This is a genomic window from Bradyrhizobium sp. 27S5 (assembly GCF_037217225.1).
Lineage (GTDB): Bacteria > Pseudomonadota > Alphaproteobacteria > Rhizobiales > Xanthobacteraceae > Bradyrhizobium > Bradyrhizobium septentrionale.
Genome location: NZ_CP147714.1, coordinates 654,534 through 670,801, shown reverse-complemented (window position 1 = coordinate 670,801; position 16,268 = coordinate 654,534). Strand labels below are relative to the sequence as shown.

At 63.9% G+C, this 16,268-nt stretch carries 13 protein-coding genes and 1 riboswitch; of the genes, 7 read left to right on the top strand and 6 right to left on the bottom strand.

All coding sequences use genetic code 11. The features are described 5' to 3' along the window. Positions 1–197: 197 nt before the first annotated feature. The gene (locus tag WDM24_RS03180; protein WP_414645806.1) at positions 198–1,256 is read right to left on the bottom strand and encodes a 2'-deoxycytidine 5'-triphosphate deaminase; all 1,059 of its coding nucleotides are present in this window, start codon (positions 1,254–1,256) and stop codon (positions 198–200) included. A 170-nt stretch (positions 1,257–1,426) separates the two neighbouring features. Then, positions 1,427–1,506, top strand: a riboswitch (SAM riboswitch). Between the two features lie 74 nt (positions 1,507–1,580). On the opposite strand from WDM24_RS03180, the gene WDM24_RS03175 reads away from it, so the two are divergent. Then, entirely contained in the window at positions 1,581–2,774 is a 1,194-nt protein-coding gene (locus tag WDM24_RS03175) for an O-succinylhomoserine sulfhydrylase (protein ID WP_338830419.1), read from the top strand. 71 nt (positions 2,775–2,845) lie between these two features. On the opposite strand, the gene WDM24_RS03170 is transcribed toward WDM24_RS03175, so the two are convergent. The 5 genes from WDM24_RS03170 to WDM24_RS03150 all read right to left on the bottom strand — a co-directional run bounded on the left by WDM24_RS03170 (position 2,846) and on the right by WDM24_RS03150 (position 10,425). After that, complete coding sequence (locus tag WDM24_RS03170) at positions 2,846–3,619, bottom strand: SDR family NAD(P)-dependent oxidoreductase (protein ID WP_166299062.1); 774 nt, start codon at positions 3,617–3,619, stop codon at positions 2,846–2,848. A 96-nt stretch (positions 3,620–3,715) separates the two neighbouring features. After that, a complete protein-coding gene (gene pimD / locus WDM24_RS03165; protein ID WP_338830418.1) occupies positions 3,716–4,861 on the bottom strand; it encodes a pimeloyl-CoA dehydrogenase small subunit in 1,146 nt (381 codons plus the stop codon). Between the two features lie 195 nt (positions 4,862–5,056). Continuing rightward, entirely contained in the window at positions 5,057–6,247 is a 1,191-nt protein-coding gene (gene pimC / locus WDM24_RS03160; RefSeq protein ID WP_338830417.1) for a pimeloyl-CoA dehydrogenase large subunit, read from the bottom strand. A gap of 217 nt (positions 6,248–6,464) precedes the next feature. Continuing rightward, complete coding sequence (gene pimA, locus WDM24_RS03155; RefSeq protein ID WP_338830416.1) at positions 6,465–8,150, bottom strand: dicarboxylate--CoA ligase PimA; 1,686 nt, start codon at positions 8,148–8,150, stop codon at positions 6,465–6,467. Between the two features lie 178 nt (positions 8,151–8,328). Next, positions 8,329–10,425, bottom strand: a complete 2,097-nt coding sequence (locus WDM24_RS03150) for a 3-hydroxyacyl-CoA dehydrogenase NAD-binding domain-containing protein (RefSeq protein ID WP_338830415.1) — start codon at positions 10,423–10,425, stop codon at positions 8,329–8,331. A gap of 161 nt (positions 10,426–10,586) precedes the next feature. On the opposite strand from WDM24_RS03150, the gene WDM24_RS03145 reads away from it, so the two are divergent. From WDM24_RS03145 to WDM24_RS03120, 6 genes are all read left to right on the top strand, one after another. Further along, positions 10,587–11,453 (top strand): IclR family transcriptional regulator, encoded by an 867-nt coding sequence (locus tag WDM24_RS03145; RefSeq protein ID WP_338830414.1) that lies wholly within the window; start codon positions 10,587–10,589, stop codon positions 11,451–11,453. 69 nt (positions 11,454–11,522) lie between these two features. After that, entirely contained in the window at positions 11,523–12,320 is a 798-nt protein-coding gene (locus tag WDM24_RS03140) for an ABC transporter ATP-binding protein (RefSeq protein ID WP_166299067.1), read from the top strand. Continuing rightward, on the top strand, positions 12,317–13,030 hold the full coding sequence (locus tag WDM24_RS03135; protein ID WP_029077897.1) for an ABC transporter ATP-binding protein: 714 nt from the start codon (positions 12,317–12,319) through the stop codon (positions 13,028–13,030). Before WDM24_RS03140 ends, WDM24_RS03135 begins: the two co-directional genes overlap by 4 nt. Before the next feature lie 12 nt (positions 13,031–13,042). Further along, the gene (locus WDM24_RS03130; RefSeq protein ID WP_029077898.1) at positions 13,043–13,921 is read left to right on the top strand and encodes a branched-chain amino acid ABC transporter permease; all 879 of its coding nucleotides are present in this window, start codon (positions 13,043–13,045) and stop codon (positions 13,919–13,921) included. 2 nt (positions 13,922–13,923) lie between these two features. After that, a complete protein-coding gene (locus tag WDM24_RS03125; RefSeq protein ID WP_166211378.1) occupies positions 13,924–14,946 on the top strand; it encodes a branched-chain amino acid ABC transporter permease in 1,023 nt (340 codons plus the stop codon). Between the two features lie 29 nt (positions 14,947–14,975). Then, positions 14,976–16,205: an ABC transporter substrate-binding protein gene (locus WDM24_RS03120; RefSeq protein ID WP_338830412.1), complete on the top strand. Its 1,230-nt coding sequence runs from the start codon at positions 14,976–14,978 to the stop codon at positions 16,203–16,205. Positions 16,206–16,268 lie beyond the last annotated feature (63 nt).

The following is a 16,268-nucleotide window of genomic DNA, read 5'->3' as shown; positions in this document are numbered from 1 at the left end:
CATCGTCAGCATGACGACGCAACCAAACCCAAGCGCGGTGTCATCGCCCGACTTGATCGGGCGATCCAGTATTCCAGAGACGGTCGTTGTCGATCGAAGGGCCACGGCGTACTGGATTCCCCGCTTTCGCGGGGAATGACAGCGAAGAATGATTGCAAGATGGTCTTGCTTCGCGACCCGATATCCGGGCTACGGAATTACACGCGAAAATGCTTTGAGAGCTTCAGGCCCTGCGCTTGATAATTTGAGCCGATGCGCTGGCCGTAGAGCGCATCGGGGCGCTCGAGCATGCGCTCATAGACGAGACGGCCGACGATCTGGCCGTGCTCGAGAATGAACGGCACCTCGCGCGAGCGCACTTCCAGCACGGCGCGCGCGCCCTTGCCGCCGGCGCCGACATAGCCGAAACCGGGATCGAAGAAGCCGGCATAGTGGACGCGGAATTCGCCGACCAGCGGATCGAACGGCACCATCTCCGCGGCGTAGTCCGGCGGCACCTGCACGGCCTCTTTCGAAGCCAGGATGTAGAACTCGCCGGGATCGAGAATGAGGCTGCCGTCGGAGCGCGCCTTGATCGGCTCCCAGAAGTCGTCGACCGCATAGCCGCCGCGGCGATCGACATCGACGACGCCGGTGTGGCGCTTGGCGCGATAGCCGACAAAGCCACCCGAGCTCTCGCCGGAGAGATCGACCGACAGCGCAACGCCGTGGGTGAGATCGGCATTGTCGGCGTCGACCAGCCGCTCAGCGGCGTGCAGCGCGTCGAGCTCGTCGGCCGTCAAGGTCGCCTCGCCGATCCGGAAACGGACCTGGCTGAGGCGGGAGCCCTCGCGCAGCAGCACGGGAAACGTCTTCGGGCTGATCTCGGCATAGAGCGGGCCGTGATAGCCGGCGCCGATCATGTCGAAGCGGCGGGTGCCGTCGGCGATCACGCGGGTGAAGACGTCGAGCCGTCCAGTCGAGCTCTTCGGGTTGGCCGCGGCCACAATCTCCGGCGGCAACGCCAGGCTTTCCAGCAGCGGGACGATGTAGACGCAATTGGTCTCCAGCACCGCCCCGTCGGAGAGATCGATCTCGTGCAGCTTCAGCTGGTCGATCCGCTCGGCGACGGTGGCGTCGGGCCCCGGCAGGAAGCTTGCCCGCACCCGAAAGGCGATGTCGCCGAGGCGGAGATCGAGGCTCGCCGGCTGGATCTGGCTCTCGACAAAGTCGTAGGCGGGCAGAATGAGGCCGGCCTCCGCCATCTCCGCGATCATGCGGTCGGGCAGAATTCCGTTCGATTCTTCTTCCAGCGTGAACGACACGGCGCGGTCCCTCGGGATGGCCCAAAATCAACCTCTGAGCGGCCATCAAGCCCCAAAATATGGGCTTTTACGGGTTATCCGATGACCGTCTTGACGGAAAGGGCGCGAGGGAATATCAGCTGCACTTATCCCGTGGTGATTTGAGCCGGCCGGCTTGCAGCCACGTTAAATAAGTCGCTAAACAGGCCGGGGACAGTGTGATCCCGGCTTGTGGAGGTTTCTCCAGGCCGGTTTTTTTGTGGCCATTTTCTTTGGAATGGCCACCTCGGAGGTCACATGTCTGAATCCAACGCTACCGCCCGCTTTCGTCCCGAAACCCGCCTCGTCCATGGCGGCACGCTGCGCTCGCAATTCGGGGAGACGTCGGAAGGGCTGTTTCTCACCCAGGGCTATGTCTACGACAGCGCCGAGCAATGCGAGGCGCGCTTCAAGGGCAAGGACCCCGGCTTCATCTATTCGCGCTATTCTAATCCGACCATTGCGATGTTCGAGCGCCGCATGATCGAGCTCGAGGGCGCCGAAGCCGCGCGCTCGACCGCGACCGGCATGGCCGCGGTAACCACCGCGATCCTCGCGCCGCTGAAGGCCGGCGACCACGTGGTGGCGTCGAAGGCGCTGTTCGGCTCGTGCCTCTATGTCGTGCAGGACCTGCTGCCGCGCTACGGCATCGAGACGACGCTGGTTGACGGCCTCGATCTCGACCAGTGGCAGCGCGCGTTGCGGCCGAATACGAAAACCTTCTTCCTGGAGAGCCCGACCAATCCGACGCTCGACGTGCTCGATATCGCGGCAATCGCTGAGATCGCGCATAGCGGCGGCGCCCGGCTGATCGTCGACAATGTGTTTGCCACGCCGATCTGGCAGAGCCCACTGTCGCTCGGCGCCGACGTCGTGGTCTATTCCGCGACCAAGCATATCGACGGCCAGGGCCGCTGCCTCGGCGGCATCATCCTGTCGTCGGAAGCCTTCATCGCCGAGCACATCCATAATTTCATGCGCCAGACCGGTCCGTCGCTGTCGCCGTTCAACGCCTGGGTGCTGCTGAAGGGTCTCGAGACGCTTCCCGTCCGGGTCCGCGCACAGACCGAAAACGCGGCGAAGATCGCCGACGCGCTGGCCAAGCATCCGAAGGTCACGCGACTGGTTTATCCCGGCCGCGCCGATCATCCGCAGGCCGAGACGGTGAAGAAGCAGATGGGCGCCGGTTCGACGCTGGTCGGCTTCGAGGTGAAGGACGGCAAGGCCGGCGCTTTCCGCTGCCTCAACGCGCTGAAGATCTCGCGCATCTCCAACAATCTCGGCGACGCCAAGAGCCTCGTCACGCATCCCGCGACCACGACGCATCAGCGCCTGGCGCCGGAAGCCCGCGCCGAGCTCGGCATCAGCGAAGGTTTTATTCGCTTCTCGGCGGGCCTGGAGCATCCCGACGATCTGATCGAGGATTTTGTGCGGGCGCTGGAGCAGGTTTGAGGGCAAGGTAGAAGCCCCAGGTGGGCTGCGCTCCCTCTCCCGCTTGCGGGGGAGGTGAAGCCAGTCTGCTGCTACGTCGCCGCCGTCGTCACGCCGCCATCGACCACAATGGTCTGGCCGGTCATGAAGGTCGAGGCGTCGGAGGCAAGGTAAGCCACTGCGCCTGCGATCTCGTCGGGCTCACCGATGCGGCGGAGCGGCGTCGACGCGGTGCGGCGCTTCAGATTATCCGGGTCCTCCCACAGCGCGCGGGCGAAATCGGTCTTCACCAGGCCCGGCGCCACGCAATTGACGCGCACGCCTTTCGGGCCCCATTCGCCGGCGAGGCTGCGGCACAGCGCGAAGTCCGCCGCCTTGGAGATGCCGTAGGCGCCGATCACGGTCGAGCCGCGCAGGCCGCCGATCGAGGAGATGATCACGACCGAGCCCTTGCCGCGTTCGGCCATCTGCGGGATCGCCAGCGCGGACAGCCAGATGTTGCTCTTGACGTTGGAGCCCATGATCTTGTCGAAGGCCTCGTCGGTGATGTCGAGCAGCGGGCCGTAATAGGGGTTCACCGCGGCGTTGCAGACCAGGATGTCGATCTTGCCGTAGTGCTTGATCGTGCCCGAGACCAGCGCCTCGACCTCGTTGCGGCGTGAAATGTTGCAGGGGATGACGAGCGCATCACCGCCCGCCTTCTTGATGCCGTCGGCAACTTCCTCGCAGGCATCCGCCTTGCGCGAGGAGATCACGACCTTGGCGCCGAGCTTTGCCAGCAGCTCCGCCGAGGAGCGGCCGATGCCGCGGCTCGAGCCGGTGACGACCGCGACCTGGCCGCTGAGATCGAACGGGGTGTTTTTCATTGTTGTTGCCTCCCTGTTTGTTCTTGGTCCGTCATGGCCGGGCTTGTCCCGGCCATCCACGTCTTGCTTTGCCGCCAAGACGTGGATGCCGTGCGATCAACCCAGCAGCCCGCCGCCCTCGCTGACGCGACGGAGGTGGTAGTCGGTGTCACCGAGCGTGTTCTCGATCATAGTCAGCCGCTTGAAGTAGTGGCCGATCTTGGCCTCCATGGTCATGCCGATGCCGCCATGGAGCTGGATCGACTGCTGGCCGACGAACTTCAAGGATTTGCCGACCTGCACCTTGGCGGCCGCGACCGCGGACGAACGCTCCTTGGCATCGTCGAAGTCCGCCGCCATGGTCGCGAACATCGACATGCTGCGGGCCTGCTCCAGCGCCACGAACATGTCGGCGGCGCGGTGCTGCAGGCTCTGGAACGAGCCGATCGCAACGCCGAACTGCTTGCGGGTCTTGATGTACTCGACGGTCTCCTTCAGCGACTCGTCCATCGCACCAACGGCTTCCGCGCACAGCGCGGTGCGGGTTTCGTCCGCCACGCGCTCGATCAGGGGCAGGCCGTTCTCGGGATCGCCGATCACAGCGTCCGCACCGACCTCGACATTGGTGAAGGTGATGTCAGCCGCGTGCAGGCCGTCCTGGGTCGGATAGCCCTTGCGGGTGACACCCTTGGCGTCGGCCGATACCAGGAACACGCCGATGCCGGTCTTGTCGCGCTGGCCGCCCTTGGTACGCGCGGTCACGATCAGCGTGTCGGCGTTCTCGCCGTTGAGCACGACGAACTTCTCGCCGTCGATCACCCAGCCGTTGCCCTTTTTCTTCGCGGTCGTCACGACGTCAAAGAGGTCGTAGCGCGAGTTCTTCTCAAGCTGCGCAAAGCCGAAGGTCCTGCTGCCGTCGATGATGCCGGGGATGTACTTGGCCTTCTGCTCGGCCGAGCCGCCATGGCGCAGGAAGCCGCCGGCGACCACGACGGTGGCGAGATAGGGCTCGACCACCAGCGCCTTGCCGAGCGCTTCCATCACGATCATGGTCTCGACCGCGCCGGCGCCGAAGCCGCCGTCGGTCTCCGCGAACGGCAGACCGAGCAGGCCCTGCTCGGCGAGCTTGCCCCAGAGGGCTTTGCTCCAGCCGCCCTTCTCCTTCATGTACTTCTTGCGCGCATCGAAGTCGTAGGCATCGCTGAGGAGCCCGTCGACGCTTTCCTTGAGAAGCCGCTGCTCCTCGGACAGATCAAAATCCATGTTCGTTCCCTTAAACTAATAGCCGTTACCGAAACCGGGGCCCTCTTCACCTCGCCCCGCTTGCGGGGAGAGGTCGAAATTCAAGCACAGCTTGAATTTCGGGTGAGGGGGTACAGGTCTCTCGACAGTCATTGCTCGGAGAGAAGCCCCTCACCCCAACCCTCTCCCCGCAAGCGCGGGGAAAGGGAGAGGAAACTACAGCCCCAGCACCGCCTTGCTGATGATGTTGCGCTGGATCTCGTTGGAGCCGCCGTAGATCGAAACCTTGCGGTTGTTGAAGTAGCTCGGCGCGATCTGCGCGGTCCAATCCATGCTCTCGTTGGAGCCGGCATCGCCATGCTCGTCATAGGGCGCGGCGAACGGACCGATGATCTCCATCAGCAGCTCGGTGGTGGTCTGCTGGATTTCCGAGCCCTTGATCTTGAGCACCGAGGACGCCGGATTGGGCTTGCCCTTGCCGTGCTTGCCCTCGTCGGCGACGACGCGGAGCTGGGTAAGCTCGAGCGCCTTGAGCTCGATCTCGCAGGCCGTGAGCTTTTCGCGGAATGCCGGATCCTCGATCACCGGACGGCCGCCGGCCTCAACCTTGGAGGCCAGCGCGCGGATGCGGCGCAGCCGCTCCTTCGATACGCCGACCCGGGCGATGCCGGTGCGCTCATTGCCGAGCAGGAATTTCGCGTAATCCCAGCCCTTGTTCTCCTCGCCGATCAGGTTTTCATAGGGCACCTCGACGTCGTCGAAGAACACTTCGTTGACCTCATGGCCGCCGTCGATGGTCTGGATCGGGCGCACCGTGACGCCTTTCGACTTCATGCTGAACACGATGAAGGAGATACCCATCTGCTTCTTCGCATTGTTGTCGGTGCGGCAGAGGCAGAAGATCATGTCGGCATGCTGGGCGAGCGTGGTCCAGGTCTTCTGGCCGTTGATGATCCACTTGTCGCCCTTGCGCTCGGCCTTGGTCTTCAGCGACGCGAGGTCCGAACCCGAGCCCGGCTCCGAAAAGCCCTGGCACCACCAGTCGTCGACACTGGCGATGCGCGGCAGATACTGCTTCTTCTGCGCTTCGTTGCCGAAGGTGTAGATGACAGGGCCGACCATGCTGACGCCGAAGGCGAGCGGCTGCGGCGCCGGATAGGACTGCAGCTCCTCGTTGAAGATGTAGTGCTGCACGGTGGTCCAGCCGGTGCCGCCATATTCCTTTGGCCAGTGGGTGACGCCCCAGCCCTTCTTGTTGAGGATGCGCCACCAGGTGACCATCTCGTCCTTCGACAGATGGCGGCCTTCCTGCAGCTTGCGCCTTGTCTCCGGCGGCACGTTGTTCTTGAAGAACTCCCGCACCTCCTCGCGAAACGCTATCTCTTCCTTGGTGAAAGCGAGATCCATCGGATCCTCCTTTGAAAGTTGAATTACCCTTCTAACTCTCTCGCTGTCGTCCCTGCGAAAGCAGGGACCCATAACCACCGGCCATCGCAACTGGCAAAGCTGGCCGCCGCTTGTGCCTCTTGCGAGGGCCGCGGCGTATGGGTCCCGGCTCGCGCTTCGCTTGGCCGGGACGACGAAATAACTACAACACCTCGAACAGGCGCGATGACTGCGTCCGTCATGAGCGGGGTCCTGATGCAGTCTGTTGTTGAGGTTGCGATGTCTTCGGCTGTTGCTGGCGCAATTCGTGACGCGACAACTTGCCAACCGGGGTACGCGGCAGCTCGGCGACAAACTCGACCGCAGCCGGCAGTTCATGCTTGCCCAATTTGCCGGTGAGGAACGCGCGCAGCTCGTCGACGGAGAACGCTGGCTGCCCATCGCGCAGCTTGATGAAGGCTTTTGCCGCCTCGCCGCGGTAGTCGTCAACGATGCCGATCACGATCACTTCCTGCACGGCGGGATGGGTGTAGATCGCCTGCTCGATCATCTGCGGATAGACGTTGAAGCCGCCGGAGATGATCATGTCCTTCTTGCGGTCGACCAGATAGAAATAGCCGTCGGCGTCCATGTAGCCGATGTCGCCGGTGAGGAAGCGGTCGCCGACAAAGGCCTCGGCGGTTTCCGCGGGCCGGTTCCAGTAGCCCTTGGTGACGTTCGGGCCGCGGATGCGGATTTCGCCGACCTCGCCGACCGGCATCACCCTGGTGGAATCCTCCAGCGACACCACGTCCATCTCGATGCCGGGCAGCATCAGCCCGATCGAGCCCGGCTTCTCCGGCCCTTCCTTGGGATGGCCGGTGCCGGGCGAGCAGGTCTCGGTCATGCCCCAGCCGCTCTTCAGCTTCATGCCGACGCGGCGCTCGAAGACTTTTGCGACTTCGACCGGCAGCGGCGCGCCGCCGGAGCCGGCGACCACCAGCGAGGAGAGATCGCGCTTGTCGAGATCGGGAAGCGAGGCGATCGCGATCCACATCGTCGGCACGCCGGGAAACACCGTCGCGCGCTTGACCTCGATGTCGCGCATCACGGCTTCGACGTCGAAGCGCTGGTGCAGCGAGATCAGATGGCCGCGCCGGATCGTCGACAGCAGCACGACGGTCAGCGCATAGATATGAAACAGCGGCAGCACGCAGATCACGCGCTCGATCGCATTGCGTTCGAGCCGCCCAGGCTTGCCCCAGACGTCGTAGATTGACACCGCCGCGGTGAGATTGCCGTGGCTGAGCATGGCCCCCTTGGGCAGGCCCGTGGTGCCGCCGGTATATTGCAGCAGCGCAACGTCCTCGACGTTGACCGCAGGCCATTGCGCCGGTTTGGTCGCGCCGTCGATGAATTGCCGGTGCGTCACGATGGCGGGATTGTCCGGCAACGCAGTCTGCGGCGTACCGACCTTGCCCCAATTGTCATCCTCGCAAACGATCAGACGGTCGAGCAGACCCTTGGCGAGGAATTTCAGCGCGGTCGGCAGCAGCGCCGAGAGGTTGCTGGTGACCAGCACGCGCGCGCCTGAATCGGACAGCTTGTGCGACAGCGCGATCTCGCCGTCGAGCGGCGACAGATGCACGACACGGGCGCCGGCCTTCAGCGCGCCGAAGAAATTGATCGGATGATCCGGCGAGTTGCCGAGAAACAATGCGACCGACGTGCCCTTGCCGTAGCCGGCCCGCATGAAGGCGGCGGCGGCGGTCTCGACCAGGGTTTCCAGTTCGCCGTAGCTGATCTGGCGTTCCCGGAATTCCAGCACCGGACGCGCGCCGAACTCCGCGGCCGCATTCGAGAGCAGGTCCGGCAGCGTGCCGCGCGCGATCTCGTCGCTCCACTGCACGCCGTTGGGATAATATTGTTCGCCGGGATAGGTCATGAACGTCTTCGCTTTCGTAAGGTGAGCACCGGCGCACGGGCTCCCCTCCCCCTTGCGGGGAGGGGTTGGGGGAAGGGGTACCCCTCTCGGGCAGTCCCGATGCCGCCACCCCTCTCCCTAACCCTCCCCCGCAAGGGGGGAGGGAACCCTGTCACCGCCTTCGCGTCGTCGAAGACGATCACGCCGCCTTCGATGCCGCGGCGAGCGAGGCGAAGGTCTTGCCCTCATCGGCGAGCTTCTTGAGCAGCGGCGCCGGCTCGAGCGATGGATCGTTGGTCTCCTTGGCGTAGAAGGCCAGCCGATCGGCGATGTGCTTCAGGCCGACGGTGTCGGCCCAGAACATCGGGCCGCCGCGATAGATCGGCCAGCCATAGCCATAGAGCCAGACCACGTCGATGTCGGACGGCCGCGCCGCGATGCCTTCGGCAAGGATCTTCGCGCCTTCGTTGATCATCGGGTACATCATGCGCTCGAGGATCTCGTCGTCGCTGACGACGCGCTTCTTGCGGCCGAGGCGCAACAGCGTCTCGTCGATCAGCTTCTCGACCTCCGGATCGGGCAGCGCCGCGCGCGAGCCCGGCTCGTACTTGTAGTAGCCCTTGCCGGTCTTCTGGCCGAAACGGCCGGCTTCGCAGAGCGCGTCCGCGATCTCCGACTTGATGCCGCGGTCCTTGCGCGAGCGCCAGCCGATATCGAGACCGGCGAGATCGCCCATCGCGAACGGGCCCATCGGCATGCCGAACTTCGTTACCACGGCGTCGACCTGCTGCGGCAGCGCGCCTTCGAACAGCAGCTTCTCGGACTGCTTGCCGCGCTGCGCCAGCATGCGATTGCCGACGAAGCCGTCGCAGACGCCGACCACGGCCGGCACCTTGGCGATCTTGCGGGCGATCGAGACGGCGGTGACCAGCGCGTCCGGCGCGGTCTTGTCGGCGCGCACGATCTCGCACAGCTTCATGACGTTGGCCGGCGAGAAGAAGTGCATGCCGAGCACGTCCTGCGGACGCTTGGTCGACTGCGCGATCTCGTCGATGTTGAGATAGGAGGTGTTGGAGGCCAGCACCGCGCCCGGCTTGGCGTACTGATCGAGCTTGCCGAACACTTCCTTCTTGACCGCCATGGTCTCGAACACCGCCTCGATAACCAGGTCAGCATCCCCGACGTTCTCGATACCGACGACGCCGTTGATCAGGGCCATGCGCTTGGCGGGCGCGTCCGCCGGGATGCCACCGCGCGCGGCGGTCGCCTCATAGTTCTTCTGCATGATGCCCAGGCCGCGCTTCAGCTGCTCCTCGCCGGTCTCGACCAGGGTGACCGGGATGCCGGCATTGGCGAACGACATCGCGATGCCGCCGCCCATGGTACCGGCGCCGAGGATGGCGACGCGCGCCACATTGCGGCCCTTGGTGCCCTCGGGAACACCGGAGATCTTGGCGGCTTCACGCTCGGCGAAGAAGGCATAACGCTGCGCCTTGGACTGGTCGCCGTTCATCAGCTTCAGGAAGCCCTCGCGCTCCTTTTTCAGGCCTTCATCGAACGGCAGGTCGATCGCAGCACCGACGGCGTCGGCGGCAGCGAACGGCGCCTCGAGGCCGCGCGCCTTCTTGGTCAGCGCGGCGACCGCATTGGTGAAGATCGAACGATCGGCCCTGGCCGCGGCGAGCTTGCTGTCGTCATCACGCAGCTTGCGCAGCGGACGCTTCTCGGCGACCAGCTTGCGCGCAAATGCCCCACCGCCGGACGCCGGGCCTTCCACGATCTCCTCGATCAGGCCGTTCTTGAGCGCCACCTCGGCGCTGATCGGATCGCCGCCGACGATCATCTTGACCGCGAGCTCGGGACCGACCGCGCGCGGCAGCCGCTGGGTGCCGCCGGCGCCCGGCAGCAGGCCGAGCTTCACCTCGGGCAGGCCGAGCTTGGCGTCCTTGGTGGCGACGCGATAGTGGCAGGCCAGCGCGACCTCGAGACCGCCGCCGAGCGCCGTGCCATGGATCGCGGCAACGATCGGCTTCGGCGAGCTTTCCATCAGGCTCAGCACTTCGGCGAGCCCGGGCGGCTTCGGCGGCTTGCCGAATTCGGTGATGTCGGCGCCGGCGATGAAGGTGCGGCCGGCGCAGGTCAGCACGATGCCCTGGACCTGCGGATCGTCGATCGCGGCCTTGATGCCATCGAAGATGCCGCCGCGCACGGCCGCGCTCAGCGCGTTCACAGGCGGACTGTTAACCGTGACGACTGCAATGTTGTCATGACGTTCGAGCTTGACGACTTCACTCACCGGGACTCTCCCTGGATGCTTCTTGTGTTGAGTAGCTGCACGACTTGCGTTGAGCCGCTACGATTAGACCAATTTCGCACTGCGAAATTTAATTCCACATCTTGACTCGGAGGGTTATTTTGAAGCACGAGCCTTGTCAACGAGCATGACAAGGTCAGGGAATGAAGCGCGCCGGGAAGAAAACAGCGACCGATCGCAATTTCGTCGTCGCGCTTTCCCGCGGACTGGACGTCCTGCGTGCATTTCAACCCAATGACGGGCTGCTCGGCAATCAGGAGATTGCGGCCCGCACCAAGTTACCGAAGCCGACGATTTCCCGGCTGACCTACACGCTGACCAAGCTGGGATACCTTACACCTGTACCGAAGTTCGAGAAGTACCAGCTCGCGCCGTCGGCGATGGCACTCGGCTACGCCGCGCTCGCCAATCTCGGCGTTCGGCATTTGTCCGAACCTTATCGGGAAGAAGTAATGCGCGCGACCGGCGGCGCAGTCGCCGTCGGCGGCCGCGACCGTCACAGCATGATCTATTTCGGCCAGAGCCGGAACGGCCTGGCGCTCGGCGTGCAACTCGACGTCGGCTCGCGGGTGCCGATCGCAACCACGGCGATGGGACGTGCCTATATTTGGGCATTGCCACCCGAGGAGCGTGCGGCTTTATTACGCGAGCTGCGAGATCACTATGGCACCCGCTGGGCCAAGATCCGCGACGGCATCGAGCGCTCCGGCGAGACGGTGGCGAAGCACGGTTTCACCTTGTCCACCGGCGACTGGCAGGATGATGTCGCCGCGGCCGGCGTTGCATTGAAATTGAACGACGGAACCGGCCCCTATGCTTTCAATTGCGGCGCGCCGGCATTCCGCTTCACGGAAGATCGATTGCTCAACGACATTGGACCTCGCCTTGTCGCGATGGTAAGGAACATCGAGCAGGCGCTCGGTGGAATGGCGCCGCAATCCAAAAAAGAAACAAGCAAAAAGACCAGAGTAGGAGGGAAAGTTGCACGTTTGGCCGAGGGGATCAGATAGCCTCCATCACGTCCGGCGAAGCACATCGCAGGGCCGCTCGCACCGCTCGAAGATGGCGGGCGAGACGAGATGACGCAGGCACAGCTCGCGCAGGGGAATGATCCTCTGCTCGCGGTTCGCGACGTCAGCGTCGTGTTCGGCGGCATCATTGCGTTGAACGGCGTGTCGTTCGACATGCGTCATGGACAGATCCTCGGCCTGATCGGGCCGAACGGCGCCGGCAAGACGACGCTGTTCAACTGCCTGTCGCGGCTCTACCAGCCGTCGTCCGGTGACATCCTGATGGAAGGCAAGAGCATCCTGTCGCGCCCGCCGCACCGGATCGCCGAGATCGGCATCGGCCGCACCTTCCAGAACGTCGCGCTGTTCCCCAACCTGTCCGTGCTCGACAATGTGCGCGTCGGCGCGCATGCGCGCACCTCGAGCGACATCGTCAGCGACTCGCTGCGCCTCGCCTGGGTCCGCCGCGGCGAGCACGACATGAACAAGAAGGTGCACGACATCCTCGGCTATCTCGATCTCGAGGACGTCGCCCACACCGTGGTCTCGGGGCTTCCCTTCGGGACCCAGAAGCGGGTCGAGCTGGCGCGCGCTTTGGCCGCGGATCCGAAGATCCTGCTGCTCGACGAGCCGGCCGGCGGCCTCAATCACGAGGAAGTCTACGTGCTCGGCGACCTGATCCGCAAAATCCGCGACGACCGTAAAATTACGGTGTTGCTGGTCGAGCATCACATGGGTCTCGTGATGTCGATCGCCGACCACGTCGTCGCGCTCAATTTCGGCCGCAAGCTTGCCGAAGGCACGCCGGCCCAGGTCCAGGCCGACCCTGATGTCATCAAGGCCTATCTGGGGAGCAAGGACCAATGACAGCGATGCTCAACGTCAAGGACCTGCGCGCCTATTACGGTCAGGTCCAGGCCCTGCACGGCCTCAGTTTCTCGCTCAACGAGGGTTCGTTGACCACGCTGCTCGGCGCCAACGGCGCCGGCAAGACCACCACGCTGCGCGCGATCTGCAACATGGTGCGATCGACCGGCGCGATCGAGTTCGAGGGCAAGCCGATCGGCACCCGTTCGACTGAAAACGTGGTCCGCCTCGGCATCGCCCATGTGCCGCAGGGCCGCGGCACCTTCACCAACATGACGGTGGAAGAAAACCTGCAGCTCGGCGCCATCAGCCGCTCGGACAAGCAGGCGATCGGCTCCGACATCGAGCGGATGTACGAACATTTCCCGGTGCTGAAGCAGCGCTACACCCAGCAGGCCGGCACGCTGTCGGGCGGCGAGCAGCAGATGCTCGCTGTGGCGCGCGCGCTGATGCTGCGGCCGCGGCTGATGCTGCTCGACGAGCCGTCATTCGGCCTCGCCCCGCTGATCGTGCGCGACCTGTTCCGCATCCTCGGCAAGATCAATCGCGAGGAAAAGGTGACCATCCTGGTGGTCGAGCAGAACGCGCAGCTCGCGCTCGAGCTCGCCGACCAGGCCTATGTGATCGAAACCGGACGGATCGTGATGTCGGGCAATGCCAAGGACATCGCGAACAACGAAGACGTCCGCAAATCCTATCTCGGCTACTGAGGAGCTGGCACAATGGAGCTTTTTGCCAACCAGGTCCTGGCCGGCATCGCCACCGGCGCGATCTATGCCTGCATGGCGCTCGCGGTGGTCATGATCTACCAGGCCATCGACCATCTGAATTTCGCCCAAGGCGAAATGGCGATGTTCTCGACCTTCGTGTCCTGGCAGCTGATGCAATGGGGCGTGCCATATTGGGGCGCTTTCGTGCTCACCGTCGCGTTTTCCTTCGCCGCCGGCATTGCGATCGAGCGGCTCTTGTTCAAGCCGCTGGCGAAGGCGCCGATCCTGACCAACGTCGCCGGTTTTATCGCGCTGTATGCGATCATCAACAGCGTCGCCGGCCTGATCTGGGACTTCACCATCAAGCAGTATCCGACGCCGTTCGGCTCTTCCCCGTTCCTCGGCAGCCAGCTGATCTCGACCCACCAGGCCGGCATGATCGGCATTACGCTCTTGATGCTGCTCCTGCTGTTCTTCTTCTTCCGCTTCACCCGGGTGGGTCTTGCGATGCGTGCCGCCGCATCGGTGCCGGAATCGGCGCGGCTGGTCGGCATCAACACCTCGTGGATGATCGCGCTGGGCTGGGGCATGGCCGCGGCGATCGGCTCAATCGCCGGCATGATGATCGCGCCGGTGGTGTTCCTCGAGCCGAACATGATGCTGGGCGTGCTGATCTACGGATTTGCCGCCGCCGTGCTCGGCGGCCTGACCAGCCCGTTCGGTGCCGTGATGGGCGGCTTCCTGGTCGGCATCTTCGAGAACCTCGTCGGCACCTACATCCCCGGCGTCGGCAATGAGCTGAAACTTCCGATCGCGCTTGCGCTGATCATTGTCGTCCTGGTCGTCAAACCGGCAGGCCTGTTCGGTCGCGCCATCGTGAAGCGAGTTTGATCATGAGCGCCGCTGAAGAAGTCGAAGTCGTCACCGAAGGCCAGGCCGTCGAGGCCGTTCCCAAGCGCGCCATGACGCTGGGCTATGGCACGTCGCTCGTCGTGCTCGCCGCGCTGATCCTGATCCCGATGTTCGTGAAGAACTTCATCATCTTCCAGATGACGATGCTTCTGATCTACGGCCTTGCGGTGATGGCGCTCAACATCCTGACCGGCGGCTCCGGCCAGTTCTCGCTCGGTCAGAGCGCGTTCTACGCCGTCGGCGCCTATACCTCGGCGATCCTGATGGAGCATGTGGGCATGAACTATGCCCTCACGCTGCCGATCGCCGGCATCGTCTGCTTCGGCTTCGGCTTCCTGTTCGGCCAGCCGGCGCTGCGGCTTTCCGGTGTCTATCTGGCGCTCGCCACCTTTGCGCTCGCCACCGCGATGCCGCAGCTTCTGAAGCTGGGCTATTTCGAGCACTGGACCGGCGGCGTGCAGGGTCTCGTGGTCACCAAGCCGGATGCGCCGTTCGGCCTGCCGATGGGGCAGGACATGTGGCTGTATTACTTCACGCTGGTGGTCACGATCGCGATCTATATCGCTTCAGTGAACCTGTTGCGCTCGCGCTCGGGCCGCGCCTTCATGGCGATCCGTGACAACGAGATCGCGGCTTCCGCGATGGGCGTCGACGTCGCGCTTTACAAGACGCTGGCGTTCGGCGTCTCGGCCGGCATCACCGGCGTTGCCGGCGGTCTCGGCGCCATCGCGGTGCAGTTCGTGGCACCCGACGGCTACACCATCCAGCTCGCGATCTCGCTGTTCCTCGGTATGGTGGTCGGCGGCGTCGGCTGGCTGCCCGGCTCGATCGTCGGAAGCGCCTTCATCATCTTCGTGCCCAACATCGCGGAGGGGATTTCCAAGGGCCTCTCCGGCGCTGTGTTCGGCGTGCTGCTGTTCCTCGTCATCTTCCTCGTGCCGCACGGCGCCAGGCAGGTTGCGATCGTTGCCCACCAGCTGGCCGCAAAGCTCAAGAAAAACTAACAGCCTATCGAAGCAAACCAGGAGATATTATGCTTTCTACCGTTCGGATCGCCGCGATTTCCGCGGCGATCGTCGCTGTTGCTGCGACGTCCACTGCCGCATTCGCCCAAAAGAAATATGACACCGGCGCAAGCGATACCGAGATCAAGGTCGGCAACATCATGCCGTATTCGGGACCGGCCTCCGCCTATGGCGTGATCGGCAAGACCGAAGAAGCCTACTTCAAGATGATCAACGATCAGGGTGGCATCAACGGCCGCAAGGTCAGCTTCGTCAGCTATGACGACGCCTATTCGCCGCCGAAGGCGGTCGAGCAGGTGCGCAAGCTGGTCGAGAGCGACGAGGTGCTCGTCGTGTTCAACCCGCTCGGCACGCCGTCGAACACCGCGATCCAGAAGTACCTCAACTCCAAGAAGATCCCGCAGCTGTTCGTCGCCACCGGCGCCACCAAGTGGAACGACCCGAAGAACTTCCCGTGGACCATCGGCTGGCAACCCAGCTACCAGAGCGAAGCGCAGATCTATGCCAAATGGCTGTTGAGGGAGAAGCCCGACGCCAAGGTCGCGATCCTCTATCAGAACGACGATTTCGGCAAAGACTACCTCAAGGGCACCAAGGACGGTTTCGGCGCCAAAGCGGCCTCCAGCATCATCATGGAGGAGAGCTATGAGGTCTCCGAGCCGGAGATCGACGGCCATATCGTCAAGATCAAGGCCGCCAATCCCGACGTGCTCCTGATCTACACCACGCCAAAATTCGGCGCCCAGACCATCAAGAAGACCGCCGAGCTCGGCTGGAAGCCGCTGCAGATCATCACCAACGTGGCGATCTCGGTCGGCAGCGTGATGCAGCCCGCCGGCTTCGAGAACGCCCAGGGCGTGCTCTCGGCCGCCTATGCCAAGGACGGCTCCGACCCGCAATGGGCCAACGATCCCGGCATGAAGAAGTGGAACGCCTTCCTCGACAAGTACATGCCGGGCGTCGACAAGACCGACAACGGCGTCGTCTACGGCTATGGCGCCGCGCAGACGCTCGCCAAGGTGCTCGAAATGTGCGGCGACGATCTGACCCGCGCCAACGTCATGAAGCAGGCGGCGAGCCTGAAGGATTTTACGCCGGACACCCTGCTGCCCGGCGTCAAGATCAACACCTCGGCCACCGACTTCGCCCCAATCGCCCAGCTGCAGATGCAGCGCTTCAAGGGCCAGAAATGGGAACTGTTCGGCGAGATCATTTCCGGCGACGTTCCCTCCGAGTAACGCTGCACTGCGGGAATAAAACAACAGCCTCCGCGATCAACGTCGCGGGGGCTTTTTGTTGAC

Coding starts and splice junctions, on each gene's coding strand:
- WDM24_RS03180 (WP_414645806.1), bottom strand. CDS start 1,256: ATGATCGCGGAGATGGCGGAGGCCGGCCTCATTCTGCCCGCCTACGAC.
- WDM24_RS03175 (WP_338830419.1), top strand. CDS start 1,581: ATGTCTGAATCCAACGCTACCGCCCGCTTTCGTCCCGAAACCCGCCTC.
- WDM24_RS03170 (WP_166299062.1), bottom strand. CDS start 3,619: ATGAAAAACACCCCGTTCGATCTCAGCGGCCAGGTCGCGGTCGTCACC.
- pimD (WP_338830418.1), bottom strand. CDS start 4,861: ATGGATTTTGATCTGTCCGAGGAGCAGCGGCTTCTCAAGGAAAGCGTC.
- pimC (WP_338830417.1), bottom strand. CDS start 6,247: ATGGATCTCGCTTTCACCAAGGAAGAGATAGCGTTTCGCGAGGAGGTG.
- pimA (WP_338830416.1), bottom strand. CDS start 8,150: ATGACCTATCCCGGCGAACAATATTATCCCAACGGCGTGCAGTGGAGC.
- WDM24_RS03145 (WP_338830414.1), top strand. CDS start 10,587: ATGAAGCGCGCCGGGAAGAAAACAGCGACCGATCGCAATTTCGTCGTC.
- WDM24_RS03140 (WP_166299067.1), top strand. CDS start 11,523: ATGACGCAGGCACAGCTCGCGCAGGGGAATGATCCTCTGCTCGCGGTT.
- WDM24_RS03135 (WP_029077897.1), top strand. CDS start 12,317: ATGACAGCGATGCTCAACGTCAAGGACCTGCGCGCCTATTACGGTCAG.
- WDM24_RS03130 (WP_029077898.1), top strand. CDS start 13,043: ATGGAGCTTTTTGCCAACCAGGTCCTGGCCGGCATCGCCACCGGCGCG.
- WDM24_RS03125 (WP_166211378.1), top strand. CDS start 13,924: ATGAGCGCCGCTGAAGAAGTCGAAGTCGTCACCGAAGGCCAGGCCGTC.
- WDM24_RS03120 (WP_338830412.1), top strand. CDS start 14,976: ATGCTTTCTACCGTTCGGATCGCCGCGATTTCCGCGGCGATCGTCGCT.